14 protein-coding genes are annotated in these 15,373 nt (G+C 70.4%); 4 read left to right on the top strand and 10 right to left on the bottom strand.

Features of this window, described 5'->3' with window-relative positions; translation table 11 throughout:
- Positions 1-34: 34 nt before the first annotated feature.
- The 5 genes from AB0C75_RS25710 to AB0C75_RS25690 form a co-directional block, all read right to left on the bottom strand.
- Complete coding sequence (locus AB0C75_RS25710; RefSeq protein ID WP_362894059.1) at positions 35-1,498, bottom strand: catalase; 1,464 nt, start codon at positions 1,496-1,498, stop codon at positions 35-37.
- A 119-nt stretch (positions 1,499-1,617) separates the two neighbouring features.
- A complete protein-coding gene (locus AB0C75_RS25705; protein WP_362894058.1) occupies positions 1,618-3,564 on the bottom strand; it encodes a SpoIIE family protein phosphatase in 1,947 nt (648 codons plus the stop codon).
- 387 nt (positions 3,565-3,951) lie between these two features.
- A complete protein-coding gene (locus AB0C75_RS25700) occupies positions 3,952-4,668 on the bottom strand; it encodes a DUF402 domain-containing protein (RefSeq protein WP_362894057.1) in 717 nt (238 codons plus the stop codon).
- An 81-nt stretch (positions 4,669-4,749) separates the two neighbouring features.
- Complete coding sequence (locus AB0C75_RS25695) at positions 4,750-6,153, bottom strand: class II fumarate hydratase (RefSeq protein ID WP_362894145.1); 1,404 nt, start codon at positions 6,151-6,153, stop codon at positions 4,750-4,752.
- Positions 6,154-6,257: 104 nt separating this feature from the next.
- The gene (locus AB0C75_RS25690; protein WP_362894056.1) at positions 6,258-7,934 is read right to left on the bottom strand and encodes a fumarate hydratase; all 1,677 of its coding nucleotides are present in this window, start codon (positions 7,932-7,934) and stop codon (positions 6,258-6,260) included.
- 183 nt (positions 7,935-8,117) lie between these two features.
- On the opposite strand from AB0C75_RS25690, the gene AB0C75_RS25685 reads away from it, so the two are divergent.
- Entirely contained in the window at positions 8,118-8,789 is a 672-nt protein-coding gene (locus AB0C75_RS25685) for a DUF1707 domain-containing protein (protein ID WP_362894055.1), read from the top strand.
- Between the two features lie 169 nt (positions 8,790-8,958).
- On the top strand, positions 8,959-9,324 hold the full coding sequence (locus AB0C75_RS25680; protein ID WP_362894054.1) for a WhiB family transcriptional regulator: 366 nt from the start codon (positions 8,959-8,961) through the stop codon (positions 9,322-9,324).
- A gap of 109 nt (positions 9,325-9,433) precedes the next feature.
- Here the strand turns inward: AB0C75_RS25680 and AB0C75_RS25675 are convergent, their stop codons facing one another.
- Positions 9,434-10,366 carry a zinc-binding dehydrogenase gene (locus tag AB0C75_RS25675; RefSeq protein WP_362894053.1) on the bottom strand — a complete coding sequence of 311 codons (933 nt, stop codon included), beginning with the start codon at positions 10,364-10,366 and terminating at the stop codon, positions 9,434-9,436.
- Positions 10,367-10,486: 120 nt separating this feature from the next.
- Here AB0C75_RS25675 and AB0C75_RS25670 point away from each other — a divergent pair, with 120 nt between their 5' ends.
- The gene (locus AB0C75_RS25670) at positions 10,487-11,083 is read left to right on the top strand and encodes a TetR family transcriptional regulator (RefSeq protein ID WP_362894052.1); all 597 of its coding nucleotides are present in this window, start codon (positions 10,487-10,489) and stop codon (positions 11,081-11,083) included.
- Positions 11,084-11,167: 84 nt separating this feature from the next.
- On the opposite strand, the gene glpX is transcribed toward AB0C75_RS25670, so the two are convergent.
- Positions 11,168-12,199: a class II fructose-bisphosphatase gene (glpX, locus tag AB0C75_RS25665; RefSeq protein ID WP_362894051.1), complete on the bottom strand. Its 1,032-nt coding sequence runs from the start codon at positions 12,197-12,199 to the stop codon at positions 11,168-11,170.
- An 89-nt stretch (positions 12,200-12,288) separates the two neighbouring features.
- On the opposite strand from glpX, the gene AB0C75_RS25660 reads away from it, so the two are divergent.
- Positions 12,289-12,942, top strand: a complete 654-nt coding sequence (locus AB0C75_RS25660) for a DUF4245 domain-containing protein (RefSeq protein ID WP_362894050.1) — start codon at positions 12,289-12,291, stop codon at positions 12,940-12,942.
- Between the two features lie 98 nt (positions 12,943-13,040).
- Here AB0C75_RS25660 and AB0C75_RS25655 read toward each other — a convergent pair whose 3' ends face one another.
- The 3 genes from AB0C75_RS25655 to xseA form a co-directional block, all read right to left on the bottom strand.
- Entirely contained in the window at positions 13,041-13,631 is a 591-nt protein-coding gene (locus tag AB0C75_RS25655; protein WP_362894049.1) for a malonic semialdehyde reductase, read from the bottom strand.
- A gap of 146 nt (positions 13,632-13,777) precedes the next feature.
- Complete coding sequence (locus tag AB0C75_RS25650; RefSeq protein ID WP_362894048.1) at positions 13,778-14,032, bottom strand: exodeoxyribonuclease VII small subunit; 255 nt, start codon at positions 14,030-14,032, stop codon at positions 13,778-13,780.
- Between the two features lie 61 nt (positions 14,033-14,093).
- Positions 14,094-15,305 (bottom strand): exodeoxyribonuclease VII large subunit, encoded by a 1,212-nt coding sequence (gene xseA, locus AB0C75_RS25645; RefSeq protein ID WP_362894047.1) that lies wholly within the window; start codon positions 15,303-15,305, stop codon positions 14,094-14,096.
- Between the last annotated feature and the right edge of the window lie 68 nt (positions 15,306-15,373).

Genomic DNA, 15,373 nt, shown 5'->3' with positions numbered 1-15,373 from the left:
CCGGCCGGCACCCGCCCCTCACCGCTGTCCGGCGTCAGCCGCCGTTGACCTGTGCCGCGACGCGGTCACCGAGGCCCTGGTCCACATTGCGCCAGTACTGCAGTGCGCGTTCCAGGACCGGCCCGCTCACGCCGTCCAGCAGGTGCCCGGAGATGTTGCGGACGAGCCGCTCGCGCGCCGCGTCGTCCAGCACCTCGCGCACCATCGTGCCGGGCTGGCCCCAGTCGTCGTCCGCGCTGCGCAGCTTGTACGCCTCGTGGACCATCTCGCCCGCCGTGGCCCAGCCGGCCGGGTCGCCGAAGCGCTCGGTGTCGGCCGCCGGCCCGCCGTACGAGTTCGGCGCGTAGACCGCCCCGGTCCGCGCCGGCTCGTACCGCATGGGCCCGTCCTTCGCGTACGAGTGGACAGGCGAACGCGGCCGGTTCGGCGGCAGCTGCAGATAGTTCGGGCCGATCCTGTACCGGTGGGTGTCCGGGTACGAGAAGAGCCGGCCGAGCAGCATCTTGTCCGGTGAGGGGCCGATGCCGGGCACCATGTTGGAGGGCTCGAAGGCGGCCTGCTCGATGTGGACGAAGAAGTCCTCCGGATTCCTGTTCAGCGTCATCCGGCCGACCTCGATCAGCGGGTAGTCGCCCTGCGGCCACACCTTGGTCAGGTCGAACGGGTTGAACCGGTAGTCCGGTGCGTCGTCGAACGGCATGATCTGGACCTTCAGGGTCCAGCTCGGGTGGTCGCCGTGCTTGATCGACTCGAACAGGTCGCGGCGGTGGACGTCACCGTCGACGCCGGCCATGGCGTCGGCGTCGTCCTGGGTGTAGAAGTCGATGCCCTGGTCGGTCTTGAAGTGGTACTTCACCCAGAACCGCTCACCGCCCGCGTTCACCCACATGTAGGTGTGCGAGCTGTAGCCGTTCATGTTGCGGTAGGTCTTCGGGATGCCCCGGTCGCCCATCAGCCAGGTGACCTGGTGGGCCGACTCGGGGGACAGGGTCCAGAAGTCCCACTGCATGTCGTGGTCACGCACCCCGCTGTCGGGGCGGCGCTTCTGGGAGCGGATGAAGTCCTGGAACTTCATCGGGTCGCGTACGAAGAAGACCGGCGTGTTGTTGCCGACCAGGTCGTAGTTGCCGTACTCCGTATAGAACTTCAGAGCGAATCCGCGGGGGTCACGCCAGGTGTCGGGCGAGCCCTGCTCACCGGCGACCGTGGAGAAGCGGGCCAGCATCTCGGTGCGCCTGCCGGGCTGGAAGAGGTCCGCCTTGGTGAACTGGCCGACGTCGTTCGTCACTTCGAAGGTGCCGTAAGCACCGCTGCCCTTGGCGTGGACCACGCGTTCGGGGACCCGTTCACGGTTGAACTGGGCCATCTTCTCGATGAGGTAGTGGTCCTGGAGCAGGACCGGGCCGTCCGATCCGACGGTGAGCGAGTGTTCGTCGCTCTCCACCGGGATCCCGGCATTGTTCGTGGTGTACGGAACCTTCTGGGCTTCCACGGTCACGAGCGTCCTCCCGTCGGGGTGGGGTATCGGTCAGGTCGCTTCGTTCACGACTGAAGTCAACTCCGCCGACGGGAGGTCGGCAACACGTGAGTACCAGGGGCCTCGGGGGCTCAGGGCGCTCAGGGGGTGGACATCTCGAACCAGACCACTTTGCCCGTCGACAGCCGGGTCGCCCCCCACCGTCTGGCCAGCCGGTTGACCAGGAACAACCCGCGTCCGCCCTCGTCCGTCTCCCGGGCACGCCGCTGCCTCGGCAGCTGCGGGGAGTCGTCGCCGACCTCGCAGCGCAGGATGTCCGTACGCAGCAGCCGCAGCGTCACCGGCCGCTCCGCGTAGCGCACGGCATTGGTCACCACCTCGCTGACCAGCAGCTCCATCTCGTCCGTCAGGTCCTCCAGACCCCATCGGCTCAGCGCCCTGCGGGCCAGCCTGCGGGCCCGGCCGGGAGCAGCGTCCTCCGGCTCCAGGAACCAGTACGCGACATCGCTCGGGGCGATCCCGTCGAAGCGTGCGGCCAGCAGAGCGATGTCGTCGTCCCGGTCGCCGGGCCCGAGCATGTCCAGCACGTCGTCGCAGAGGGCTTCCAGCGGCGGCGAGTGGTCGGGCCCGGTCAGCTGGGCGGTCGCCGCCAGCCGCTCCCGCAGGATCTCGATGCCCGTCCAGACGTCCCGCATCCGGGACTCCACCAGGCCGTCCGTGTACAGCAGGAGCGTCGCCCCGGCCGGGGCGTCCAGCTCGACCGCCTCGAAATCGACGCCGCCGACCCCGATCGGCGCACCCGGCGGCACCCGGAGCACCTCGGCACGGCCGCCCAGATGGAGCAGCACGGGCGGCGGATGGCCGGCGTTGGCGATGGTGATGCGGTGCGCGACAGGGTCGTACACCGCGTACAGGCAGGTCGCCATGCGGTCGCTGCCGAGCCGCTGCGCCTGCTCGTCCAGATGGTGCAGGACCTCCTGCGGCGGCAGGTCGAGCCCGGCCAGGGTCTGCGCGGTGGTGCGCAGCTGGCCCATGATCGCGGCTGACGTCATGGAGTGCCCCATGACGTCACCGACGACCAGCGCGACCCTGCTGCCGGGCAGCGGGATCGCGTCGTACCAGTCGCCGCCGACCCGGGCCGTCTCGGCGGCCGGCAGATAGCGCGAGGCGAGGCGGACCCCCGTGGGCTGCGGCAGCGAGTCGGGCAGCATGGTGCGCTGGAGCTCGTCGGCGATGTACGCCTCGCGGCCGTACAGCACGGCCTTGTCGATGCCCAGGGCGGTGTGTGTGGCCAGCTGGGCCGCGACCAGGAGATCGTCCGCCTCGAACGACGGGCGGTCCGTGCCGCGCAGGAACACGGCTGCGCCGATCACCCGGCGGCGGCCGCGCAGCGGGGCCAGGATCGCCCGGTGCCCGGTCGGCACGGTCCCGGTACCCAGCAGCTCGGGCAGGGCGACGCGTGCCGCGGCGGAGTCCCCGAAGACGGGCCGCACCCCGCGCAGCACCTCGGCGAGCGCGCCGCCCGCCCGGATCTCGCACAGGTCGGCGGCGGGCAGCAGCCCGGCCTGCGGGTCGGTGATGGGCAGCCGCAGCCGCTCACCCTCGGGACCCGTCTCGCTCTCCTCGTCGGTCAGCCGCAGCCTGTCGGTACGCCGCAGCCGCAGCACGAAGGGATTGACGGGCCGCTCGTCGCCCACCGGGAGCGGGTCGCGGAGGTAGACGAGTATGGCGTCGGAGAAGGTGGGCACGCTCGCCCGGCACAGACCGAGCACGATCTCGTCCAGGTCTATGCCCCGCGCGATCCGTCGGGTCGCAGCGCCGACGAAGCGCAGCCGGTCGCCCTCGCGACGGGTGACCGTCTGTGTGTCGGCGACGGGCGGGGGCGCGTCCGTACCGGGCGCGGGCCTGGGAACGGCTTTCGGTCCCGGGACCTTCGCCTGGCGCGGAGCCGGAGCCGGAGAGGGACCGGGGATCGCGGCGGTGGCAGCGGCGCCCGGCGGGTCCTCCTCCTGCCGGGGCCGGGCGCGTTCCTGCGGCCGGGCGGCGAGGGGCTGCCGGCCTTCGTGGGAGGTGGGATGCTCCGTCACGCGTGGGATTCCGTCCGTCCGGGCCGGTTGTATGAGGCAGTCGCAGTCACTTCGGGGGGTCGCGCCACTGTGCCCCGGCAAGAGCGGTGAGAACAACGGCTGTCACCGGATGCCCCCGGAAATCGGGCCGAAACCGTACGGCGGACAGGATGACCGGTATCGAGTCTTCCCGCGGCTGGGCAGCGGACAGCGAACATGTCTCCACCCCCCTCGTAGTGGTTCGTGCGCATGAACCGTCCGGCTCGGTGGGCCGTGTGGCTCATGCGGTGCGTGCGGTGACTGGTGGTCAGGCCCCCGGCCCTTCAGGCCGGTTGTGGCGTACCGGTCCGGTGGAGCGGGTCGTGGAAGGCGATCCTACGTTTGCCCCCCTGGGGTGCATCAAGGGTCTCACGGTCGGGTGGGGGCGGGGGTGCGGTCCCAGTCATCAGGCAGCGGCGGGACCTGCCAGCGGGGGTCGGGCCGCCAGTGCTCCCAGCCGTCGCTGAACGGCGTACCCCAGCGCTCGATCACCTCGACGGCCGCGAGACCCGCCTCGCGCACCCTCCGGGCGGTGGCCGCGTCCATCACCCCGACGCGCTGCGCCTGGGCGAACTCGTCCTCGTCGAGCCACTCCCAGCTGTGGTCGGGGCGCACCGAGATGTCGAGGAAGTGGTCCTGCGAATCGACCCCGCCCGCCCAGCGTGACCGGGGCTCCTCCAGGTTGACGTACCAGTTGCGGAAGAGCCAGCCGCGGTCCCAGAACAGCCAGACCGACCAGGGATCACCCGGTCGGGCGAGCTTGAGGACACCCGAGCCGAACCATCGGGAGCGCACCGTGGTGCGCGGGCGTGTGTAGCGGGTGGCGAGCGGCTCGGCGTGCACCTGGGTGCCGTCGGCGAGCACCGGTCTCACGCACTCGGTGCCGGAGGCCATCCACACCGCGAGGAGTTCGTCGGTGTCCTGGACCACGGTGACCGGTCGGCAGATGTGGACCGTGGGGCCGCCGTCACCGGGTCTCGGGTTGTCCCGGTAACGCCAGAGGATCCGGTCACCCGGCGCCCAGTGCACGCCGTCCCCCGCACCCGCCCCGGCGCCTGCGCCCGTACCCGCTTCCGTCGCTGTCATGAAGAGATCTTACGGACGGCGCCCGGCGGGACCGAGCGTTGCAGGCCGCACCCGCCGGGTGTCACATGTCGGATCGGGTCATCAGGGGCGGGTCATACGCAGCACGTCGAGGGCCTCGTCGAGCTGTTCCAGTGTCAGGTCGCCGCGCTCGACGTATCCGCCGGCCAGCACCGTCTCCCGGATCGTCGTGCCGTCGGCCAGGGACTTCTTGGCGACCTTCGCGGCCTGCTCGTAGCCGATGTACTTGTTCAGCGGGGTCACCACCGAGGGGGAGGACTCCGCGTACTGCCTGGCCCGCTCCACATGCGCCGTGACGCCGTCGACCGTGCGGTCGGCGAGCAGCCGCGAGACGTTGGTGAGGAGCCGCACCGACTCCAGCAGGTTCTTCGCGATGACCGGAAGCATCACGTTGAGCTCGAAGTTTCCGGCCGCTCCCGCGGCGGCGACGGTGGCGTCATTGCCCGTGACCTGGGCCGCGACCATCAGCACGGCCTCCGGGATGACCGGATTGACCTTCCCCGGCATGATCGAGGACCCGGGCTGAAGGTCGGGCAGGCTGATCTCGGCGAGACCTGTGCGGGGCCCGGAGGCCATCCAGCGCAGGTCGTTGGAGATCTTGGTGAGCGACACGCCGATGGTGCGGAGCTGGCCCGACGCCTCGACGAGTCCGTCCCTGGCGCCCTGCGCCTCGAAGTGGTTCCTGGCCTCGGTGAGCGGCAGCCCGGTGGTGCGGGCGACCTCCGCGATCACCGCGGCGGAGAAGCCGGGCGGGGTGTTGATCCCGGTGCCCACCGCAGTGCCGCCCAGGGGGAGTTCGGCGAGACGGGGGAGGGACGCGCGCAGCCGCTCGACGCCGTGCCGGATCTGCGCGGCGTAGCCGCCGAACTCCTGGCCCAGGGTGACGGGCGTGGCGTCCATCAGATGCGTACGGCCCGACTTCACGACCTCGGCGAATTCGGCTGATTTCCGCTCCAGGGCGGTGGCCAGGTGTTCGAGTGCCGGGATCAGATCCGCGGTGACCGCCGCGGTCGCGGCGATGTGGATCGACGAAGGGAACACGTCGTTCGACGACTGGGACGCGTTGACGTGGTCGTTGGGGTGGACCTCGCGCCCGAGCCGCTCGGTGGCGAGCGTGGCCACGACCTCGTTGGCGTTCATGTTGGACGAGGTTCCGGAACCTGTCTGGAAAACGTCTACGGGGAAGTGCTCGTCCCAGCGCCCCGCCACCACCTCGGCCGCGGCCTCCTGGATCGCGTCCGCGATGTCAGGGTCCAGCACCTCCAGCTCGGCGTTGACCTTGGCCGCCGCGGCCTTGATCCTGGCCAGCGCCTCGATGTGGGCACGCTCAAGACGTTGTCCCGAGATGGGGAAGTTCTCCACCGCGCGCTGTGTCTGTGCCCGCCACTTCGCGTGGGCCGGCACTCTCACCTCGCCCATCGAGTCGTGCTCGACGCGGTACTGCGTGTCCTCGGCCTCTTCACCCATGGTGTTCATACCTCCTGCTGGAACGAGCGTGGTCCGGGTCCGCTCTATTCCCGCACGCTTGCGCGTACGTCCTGCCCCGGCCCGCCGGGGCAGGACGTACGCGGTCAGCCGAGGCCGGGGCCGCGGACCGGGATGCTGGTGAAGGTCGGGGCGGGGGCGGGCTCGGTGAAGAAGTCGTTGCCCTTGTCGTCGACCACGATGAACGCGGGGAAGTCCTCGACCTCGATGCGCCAGACCGCCTCCATGCCGAGCTCCTCGTACTCGACGACCTCGACCTTCTTGATGCAGTCCTGCGCCAGGCGCGCGGCGGGGCCGCCGATCGAGCCGAGGTAGAAGCCGCCGTGCGCGTCACAGGCGTCGGTCACCTGCTTGGAGCGGTTGCCCTTGGCGAGCATCACCTTGGAGCCGCCCGCCGCCTGGAACTGCTCGACGTAGCTGTCCATACGGCCGGCCGTCGTCGGGCCGAAGGAACCGGAGGCGTACCCCTCGGGGGTCTTCGCCGGGCCCGCGTAGTAGACGGGGTGGTCCTTCAGGTACTGCGGCATCTCCTCGCCGGCGTCCAGCCGCTCCTTGATCTTGGCGTGCGCGATGTCGCGCGCCACGACCAGCGGGCCGGTCAGCGAGAGCCGGGTCTTGACGGGGTACTTGGTGAGCTCGGCGAGGATCTCGTCCATGGGCCGGTTGAGGTCGACCCGTACGACGTCGCCCTCGCTGTCCAGGTGCTCGTCGGTGGTGTCCGGGAGGAAGCGCGCCGGGTCCTTCTCCAGCTGCTCCAGGAACACGCCTTCGGCGGTGATCTTCGCGGTGGCCTGGCGGTCGGCCGAGCAGGACACGGCGATGGCGACGGGCAGCGATGCGCCGTGCCGGGGGAGACGGACCACGCGCACGTCGTGGCAGAAGTACTTGCCGCCGAACTGGGCGCCGATGCCGATCTTCTGCGTCAGCTCGAAGACCTTCTGCTCCAGGTCCGTGTCCCGGAAGCCGTGGCCGGTGGGGGAACCCTCTTCGGGCAGCTCGTCCAGGTAGTGCGCGGAGGCGTACTTCGCGGTCTTGAGCGCGAACTCGGCCGACGTACCGCCCACGACGATCGCCAGGTGGTAGGGCGGGCAGGCCGCCGTACCCAGCGAACGGATCTTCTCCTCCAGGAACTTCATCATGGAGGACTCGTTGAGGACGGCCTTGGTCTCCTGGTAGAGGAAGGACTTGTTGGCCGAGCCGCCGCCCTTCGCCATGAAGAGGAACTTGTAGGCGCCGCCGTCGGTCGCGTACAGCTCGATCTGGGCCGGGAGGTTCGAGCCGGTGTTCTTCTCGTCCCACATGGTCAGCGGGGCCATCTGTGAATAGCGCAGGTTGAGCTTGGTGTAGGCGTCGAAGATGCCGTGCGACAGGGCCTCCTCGTCACCGCCATCGGTGAGGACGTTCTGCCCCCGCTTGCCCATGACGATCGCCGTACCGGTGTCCTGGCACATCGGCAGGACACCCGCGGCCGCGATGTTCGCGTTCTTCAGGAGGTCGAGCGCGACGAACTTGTCGTTGGACGAGGCCTCGGGGTCGTCCACGATGCGGCGCAGCTGCGTCAGGTGGGCGGGGCGCAGATAGTGCGAGATGTCGTGCATGGCCTCGGCAGCCAGGGTGCGCAGAGCCTCCGGAGCCACCTTGAGGAACGTACGGCCGTCGGCCTCGAAGGTCGAGACACCGTCGGCGGTCACCAGCCGGTAGGGCGTGGTGTCCTCTCCCAGGGGGAGCAGATCGGAGTACGCAAACTCTGGCATTACGGCCATTCCTCACTCGGTGACAGCAGCTGACCACCCTTGGGCAGCGCATCCACCAGGGTAGAACGCCGCCGACGCGCCGGGCCTGTGAGGTAAGGCTCACCCCGGAGAGCTTGATCAGGTGCGGGTGGATTCTGAGCAAGACCGGTGAGGTACTGGTCGCGATCTATCGCGTTTGGGTAGTCTGGTGCGGTGGACCTCGAAAAGCAGCCCCAGCAGCCCGTCGCTCCGGCCGGTCCCGCGCCCGCCGGAATCCGCGCTTCCGACGCGGACCGCGACCGGATCGCGGACATCCTGCGGGAGGCCATGGCCGAGGGCCGGCTGACCGCGGACGAGCATGCGGAGCGGGTCGACCTGGTCTACCGGGCCAAGACCGTCGGCGAGCTCGAACCTCTGGTCAAGGACCTGCCGATGGCGGGCGGCGCTCCCCGGCCCGAGGCCTCGCCCTACAGCTACGGCCCGGAGCCGGCGGCCGGACCCGCGGAGAACCTGGTGGCGGTCTTCAGCAGCTCGACGCGCAGGGGCCGTTGGCGCGTCGGCGGCCGTACGAACGCGTTCTCGCTCTTCGGCAGCGTGGAGATCGACCTGACCGAGGCGCTGTTCGGCCAGCGGCTGACGGTCATCAACGCGACGTCCATCTTCGGCAGCGTCGAGATCAAGGTGCCCGAGAACATCTCGCTGCGCGGCAGCGGGACAGGCATTTTCGGCAATTTCGAGGTCGACACACTGGAATCCGCGGACCCGGAAGCACCGGTGGTCGTGGTGAACGGCTATTCCGTGTTCGGGAACGTCGAGGCGAAACCCAAGCGTGGCAAGCTCATCACCAACCTCCACAAGCAGTTGCGCAAACACCTCGGCGGCTGACACCGCGGGGCTGGTCCACGGCGAATTCCGGCCAGTGGATGCCGGGGTGGCGTCCCAGGGGTCGGAAGGCGACGCCACTCAGTGCATAGGCGTGCGTACAGCGGGTAGGGAGTGCTGCATCGCCTCTCGCTCACGAAGCCGAAGCCGAAGCCGTCGTCAGGAGTGGACCGTGCTGCACATGCCGCATCAGCCCCTGCAGGTCGCCGCCGTGCCGTCCCAGCGCACACCCGCGCGGGAGGACCAGGCGGGGCCCTGGCACTCGGAGGCGGTGTGCCGCCGGGACGAAGCCGGGCTGTTCTTCGCCCCGTCGAAGGAGCCGACTGCTGCTCGGCTGTCCCGTGAGGAGGCCGCTAAACAGGTCTGCGCGAGATGCCCGGTGATGGTGGAGTGCCGGGAGCACGCCCTCGTGCAGCCCGAGCCCTACGGGGTGTGGGGCGGCCTCACCGCCGCCGAGCGCCGCGTGGTGCTCGCCCGGCGCCGCAGGCGGGACATTGAGCTCAAGGCCTCGGCCTCGACGGGGCGCATAGCCGGCTGAGCCGCCGCCTGCTTCCTGCTTCCTGCTTCCTGCTTCCTGTTGTCTGCGGTCTGCGGTCTGCGGTCTGCGGTCTGCGGTCTGCGGTCTGCGGTCTGCGGTCTGTCGTCCGTCATCCGAGTTCGAGGACGGCTTTGCCGTGGAGCCGTCGGTCGAGCAGCAGCTGTACCGCTTCGGAGTGGCGGGTCCAGGGGCCACGCCAGCTGATGCCCGGATCGAGGCGGCCCGCCGCCAGCTCTCCGGCCAGCCAGGTCAGGTCCGTGGAGAAGTCGGGGGTGGGTTTGCCGAGGAGGAAGAAGGTGCGGATCGACCTGTCGTGCCGTCCTTCGCCGCTCAGCAGGGCGTCCGGTGGCAGCACCGCGTCGCTCTCGGAGGAGCGGCCCACGCTGAACAGGGTGCCGCCGGACAGCAGGGAGGCGAAGGCGTCGACGAGGTGCTGTCCGCCGACGTTGTCCAGGACGGCTGACACCGGCTCCCCCACGGCGGCCGGGTCGGGGTGCACCTCGTGGGCGCCCAGGGCCCGCAGGCCGTCCGCCTGTGCGGGGTTCCGGCTGATGGCGACGACGTGCGCGCCCGCGCGGGCGGCCAGTTGGACGGCGTAGCGGCCCACGCCGCCGGAAGCGCCGGTGATCATCACGCGCCGGCCGAGCAGCGATCCCATCCGGCGCAGCACATGCAGGGCGCTCAGCCCGGCCACGGGCGCGGTGCTCAGAACCCCGGGGTCGGCGTCCTTCGGTGCGGTGCCGAGCAGGGTGGCGGGTGTGGCGCGCAGTTCGGCCCAGCCGGTCCAGCCGAGGGTGACGACCCTCTCTCCCTCGGCCGGGCCCGAGCCGTCGGCGGCCGCCCGGACGACCACGCCGGCCGCGTCCCAGCCGGGCACGGTGCCGTCCGGAAACTCCGGGCCGGTCGCCGCGTGGACCTCGCCGAAGTTCAGCGAGACCGCCTCGACCCGCACGAGCGCCTCGTGGGGAGCGGGTTGCGGGTCGGGGACCTCCGCCAGTGACAGATGTCCGGGCGAGGTGTGGTCGACGACGAGTGCGCGCACGGGAGGTCCCCTCGTGAAGTGGCACGTGCGAGTGCTGCACGTACAGGCAAGTGCCACAGTGTAGCGTTTGCCTCAGTAGAGCATATGCGCGTTCATGGCGCACTTGGTAGAGTGGATTCGGTGATCAGCCCCGAACAGCCCGCCACGCTGCGTGAGCGCAAGAAGCTGCGCACGCGCCACGCGTTGGCCGACACCGCCGTCACGCTCTTCGTCGAACGAGGATTCGACAGCACCCCGCTGGACGCGCTGCTGGAGCAGGTGGAGGTGTCCCGGCGGACCTTCTTCCGTAATTTCCGGTCGAAGGAGGATGTGGCGCACACCGCGGCCAAGCAGCTCTGGGACGTCTATCTGGACGTGCTGGACGGCATGGAGAGGGCCGGGCCCCTGGTCGATGTCTTCCTCGACGCGATGCTGACCACGCTGGAGCGGATGGATGAGGACTGGTACCGGCGCTTCCCGCTCACCCTCCGGCTGATCGCCGACTCGCCCGCACTCGACGGGTATTCGCTGCGGCACTGCGCAGAGGTCCAGGCCGAGATCGCGCACCGGCTCGACGCGGCGAACCGCTTCGAACTGCGGCTCCTCATCGAGTTCTTCGTGGCCGCCTGGCGCTGCACGCTGGACGAGTGGCTGCCCGACTGCGTACCGGGCGAGCTGCCGGCGCTCCTGCGCCGGTCCTGGTCGTCCATGGACTCCGCTCTCGCCCTGGAGGCTTGAGCGCGCGGCATGACTGTGGGGGCCGCCCTGCTCGGGCGGCCCCCACAGTCGTGCAGTCATGCAGTTTCAGTCGTGGCGCCGGGACTACTTGGCGCGGTCGAAGTCGATCGCGCTGTAGGCGCGCAGCTTCGCCAGCCGGTGCGTCGAGTCGATCCTGCGGATCGTGCCCGACTTGGACCGCATCACCAGGGACTCGGTGCTCGCCGTCTCCCCGCGGTACCGCACACCGCGCAGGAGTTCGCCGTCGGTGATTCCGGTGGCGACGAAGAAGACGTTGTCCCCGCGGACGAGGTCGTCCGTCGAGAGGACCCGGTCCAGGTCGTGCCCCGCGTCCAGCGCGCGCTGCCGCTCGGCCTCGTCCTTGGGCCAGAGCTTGCCCTGGATGACACCGCCGAGGCACTTTATGGCGCAGGCCGAGATGATGCCTTCGGGAGTGCCTCCGATACCCATGAGCAGGTCGACGCCGGTGCCCTCGCGGGCCGCCATGATCGACCCGGCGACATCCCCGTCGGAGATGAACTTGATCCGGGCCCCGGTCTCCCGGATCTCCCTGACGACGTCGTCGTGCCGGGGCCGGTCCAGGATGACGACGGTGACGTCCTCCGGGGCCGAGCTCTTGGCCTTCGCGACGCGCCGGATGTTCACCGACACGGGCGCGTTGATGTCGACGAAGTCGGCGGCCTCGGGACCGGTGACCAGCTTGTCCATGTAGAAGACGGCCGACGGGTCGAACATCGCACCGTGGTCCGCCGCGGCCAGCACGGCGATGGCGTTGGGCATGCCCTTGGCGTTGAGCGTGGTGCCGTCGATCGGGTCGACGGCGATGTCGACCTCGGCGCCGGTGCCGTCGCCGACGCGCTCGCCGTTGAACAGCATGGGGGCTTCGTCCTTCTCGCCCTCACCGATGACGACGATGCCGTTCATCGACACGGTGGAGACGAGCGTGCGCATGGCTTTCACGGCGGCACCGTCGGCGCCGATCTTGTCGCCGCGGCCGACCCAGCGCCCGGCGGCCATGGCGGCGGCCTCGGTGACTCGCACCAACTCCAGGGCCAGGTTGCGGTCGGGGGCTTCGGGTGAGACCTCGAGCTGGGACGGCAGATGATGCTCGGACATCGGAGCGCACCTTTCTGTACGACGACGACCGGAAAGAGGGTGCTGCGACTCTATCGGTAGGTCGATAAAATGAGCAGACCGGGGCACGGATGAGCGGGTGCCCGCTGGCGGGGCCTCCGGTGCACCGTGCCACCATTGAGTCCGTGGCAAGCAAGCGAGGCAAGCAGACCGTCCGGGACATGATCCTGTCGATGCTCGTGATCACCGCAGTGGCGGGCGTCGTCTACATCTTCATCCCGCACGACGACAAGGCCGACCCGATCAAGGCGGTCGACTACCGGGTCGAGCTCGCGACGGCCCGTCGCGCCGCCCCGTACCCGGTGGCTGCCCCTGCCGGGCTGCCGGAGGGCTGGAAGCCGACCTCCGTCTCGTACGAGGGGCGTAACGGCTCGGGGTGGCACCTGGGCTTCCTCGACCCGGACGAGAAGTACGTGGCCGTGGAGCAGTCGACGGTCCCGGCGAAGAAGTACGTGCCCCAGGTCAGCCAGCACGCCGAGAACACCGGGCGCACCCGCGAGGTCTCGGGCCGGTCCTGGGAGGTCTGGAAGGGCTCCAAGTACGACGCGCTGGTGCTGCACGCCGAGGGTGTGACGACGGTGGTCACCGGCTCGGCGCCCGCGGACCGGCTGGCGGAGATGGCGGGTGCGCTGAAGACGGCCTCCGCCGCCGACGACGCCTCGGATGCTCCTGCTGGTGCTGGTGCTGGTGCTGCCGGTGCGTCCGGCGCTCCTGCCGCTTCCTGACGCTGGTTCGGGCCGCGTGTGAGACCGCGAGAGCCCCGCGACGCTCGGCGTCGCGGGGCTCTTCCGCTGCTGCTTCCGGGATCCCCGGAGTGTGCGGGTCAGACGGTCGTGACGACCTCGTCGTAGGACAGGCGCGGCAGACGCGGGAACCAGGCGTCGTCGCCCGGCTTGCCGATGTTGACGGCCATGAGCAGCTTGTGGTCGCTGTCCAGGAACTCCTTCTCGATGCCCGCGGCGTCGTAGCCGGTCATCGGGCCGGCCGCGAGGCCGGCGGCGCGGACGCCGATGATGAAGTAGGCGGCCTGGAGGCCGGCGTTCAGGGCGGCGGACTGCTCGCGGACCGGGCGCTCGGAGAAGAACGCGTCCTTGGCCTGCGGGAAGTGCGGCATGAGCGCCGGGAGCTCCTCGTGGAACTCGTTGTCCGCGACGAGGAGCGCGACCAGCGGGGCGGTGGAGGTCTTCGGCCGGTTGCCCTCGGCCATGTGCTTCACGAGGCGCTCGCGGCCCTCCGGCGTGCGGACCAGGACGACGCGCAGCGGCGACTGGTTGAACGCCGTGGGGCCGTACTTGACCAGGTCGTAGATCGCCTGGACCTGCTCGTCGGTCACCGGTTCGTCGGTGAACGTGTTGGCAGTGCGGGCCTCGCGGAAGAGGAGGTCCTGGGCGGCGGGGTCAAGAACGAGGGACATCAGGAGCGATACCTTCCGGATGGAGCGGGTCAAGCGACGCGATCACCGTAACCGAGAAATAGATTAAACTTCAACTAAATCCTTCCTGGAGTGATCCACCGCACAGACACCCCGGAGTCGCGTCCGGGGTTCGTCCGTGCGCGTCTCTACTCCGGGGCGCCGCCTGCCTCCGAGGACTCCTCGGGGCGCGCCAGCGCCGCGTCCAGCCGGGCCCGAGCACCCTCCAGCCAGTGCCGGCACACCTTCGCCAGCTCCTCGCCGCGCTCCCACAGGGCCAGCGACTCCTCCAGCGTCGTGCCGCCGGCCTCCAGGCGGCGTACGACCTCGATCAACTCGTCCCGCGCCTGCTCGTACCCGAGCGTGCCCTTCGCGGCAGCCGTCGTCGTCCCGTCGTCCGTCATGCCGACCACCCTATGCGCGGGGTCCGACAAACCGGGCCCCTTGCTGCCTCGCCTGCGGCCCTCACTCCGCGACCCGTACCGTGAACTCGCCCTCGGAGACCCGCGCCCGCAGCTCATCGCCCGGCGCCCCGGCGTCGGCGGGGGAGCGCACCACATGACCGTCCGGCCGCTGCAGCACCGCGTACCCCCGCTCCAGCGTCGCGGCGGGCGACAGCGCCACGACCCGGGCCCGCGTGTGCGAGAGCTCCGAGTCGGCGCGGTCCAGCAGATGCCCGAGCACCCGGCGGCTCCGCCCCACCAGCGCCTCGACCTCCGCCTCCCGCTCCTCCACCATCCGCTGCGGCCGCTCCATCGAGGACCTGCCCAGCGCGTGCGCCAGCCCGCGCTCCTCCCGGTCGATCAGCCCTCGCACGGTCCGCAGCGCCCGGTCCCTGAGCTGCTGGACGCGGTCCAGCTCCTCACCCACGTCCGGCACGACCTTCTTCGCCGCGTCCGTCGGCGTCGAGGCCCGCACATCGGCCACCAGGTCGAGCAGGGGCGAGTCCGGCTCGTGCCCGATGGCGGAGACCACCGGCGTGCGGCACGCGGCCACCGCCCTGATCAGCGCCTCGTCGGAGAACGGCAGCAGGTCCTCGACGCTGCCGCCGCCGCGGGCGACGACGATCACGTCGACCTCAGGCAGCCCGTCCAGCTCCTGGACCGCCTCGACCACCTGACTTACGGCGCGCACCCCCTGCACCGCGGTGTTACGCACCTCGAAGCGCACCGCGGGCCAGCGCCGCCTGGCGTTCTCCAGCACATCGCGCTCCGCCGCCGACGCCCGTCCCGAGACCAGGCCGATCAGCTGCGGCAGGAAGGGCAGCGGCCGCTTCCGGTCCAGCGCGAAGAGCCCCTCGGCGGCCAGCGACTTCTTCAGCTGCTCCAGGCGCACCAGCAGTTCGCCGATGCCCACCGGCCGTATCTCCGTGGCCCGCAGGGACAGCTGTCCGCGCGGGGCGTACCACTCGGGTTTGGCGAGGACGACCACCCGCGCGCCCTCGGTCACCACATCGGCGATCCGGTCGAAGACCTGCCGGAAGCAGGTCACGCTCACCGAGATGTCGTGCGACGGGTCGCGCAGCGTCAGGAACACCACTCCGGCGCCGGGCCGCCGCGACAGCTGGGTGATCTGCCCCTCGACCCAGACCGCGCCGAGGCGGTCGATCCACCCGCCGATCAGCCGCGAGACGTCGCCGACGGGCAGCGGGGCTTCCGGGGTCGTGGTGAGAGCCATACGGGCGAGCGTATCGGCAGCCAAGGACAATCAGGGCCTTTCGTTCTGGCCGTGCCGACCGCTGACGT

Source organism: Streptomyces sp. NPDC048565, from assembly GCF_040650935.1.
GTDB lineage: Bacteria > Actinomycetota > Actinomycetes > Streptomycetales > Streptomycetaceae > Streptomyces.
This window is presented reverse-complemented; position numbering and strand designations above follow the sequence as displayed.

Coding starts and splice junctions, on each gene's coding strand:
- AB0C75_RS25700 (WP_362894057.1), bottom strand. CDS start 4,668: ATGACAGCGACGGAAGCGGGTACGGGCGCAGGCGCCGGGGCGGGTGCG.
- AB0C75_RS25695 (WP_362894145.1), bottom strand. CDS start 6,153: ATGGGTGAAGAGGCCGAGGACACGCAGTACCGCGTCGAGCACGACTCG.
- AB0C75_RS25690 (WP_362894056.1), bottom strand. CDS start 7,934: ATGGCCGTAATGCCAGAGTTTGCGTACTCCGATCTGCTCCCCCTGGGA.
- glpX (WP_362894051.1), bottom strand. CDS start 12,199: ATGTCCGAGCATCATCTGCCGTCCCAGCTCGAGGTCTCACCCGAAGCC.
- AB0C75_RS25660 (WP_362894050.1), top strand. CDS start 12,289: ATGAGCGGGTGCCCGCTGGCGGGGCCTCCGGTGCACCGTGCCACCATT.
- AB0C75_RS25655 (WP_362894049.1), bottom strand. CDS start 13,631: ATGTCCCTCGTTCTTGACCCCGCCGCCCAGGACCTCCTCTTCCGCGAG.
- AB0C75_RS25650 (WP_362894048.1), bottom strand. CDS start 14,032: ATGACGGACGACGGGACGACGACGGCTGCCGCGAAGGGCACGCTCGGG.
- xseA (WP_362894047.1), bottom strand. CDS start 15,305: ATGGCTCTCACCACGACCCCGGAAGCCCCGCTGCCCGTCGGCGACGTC.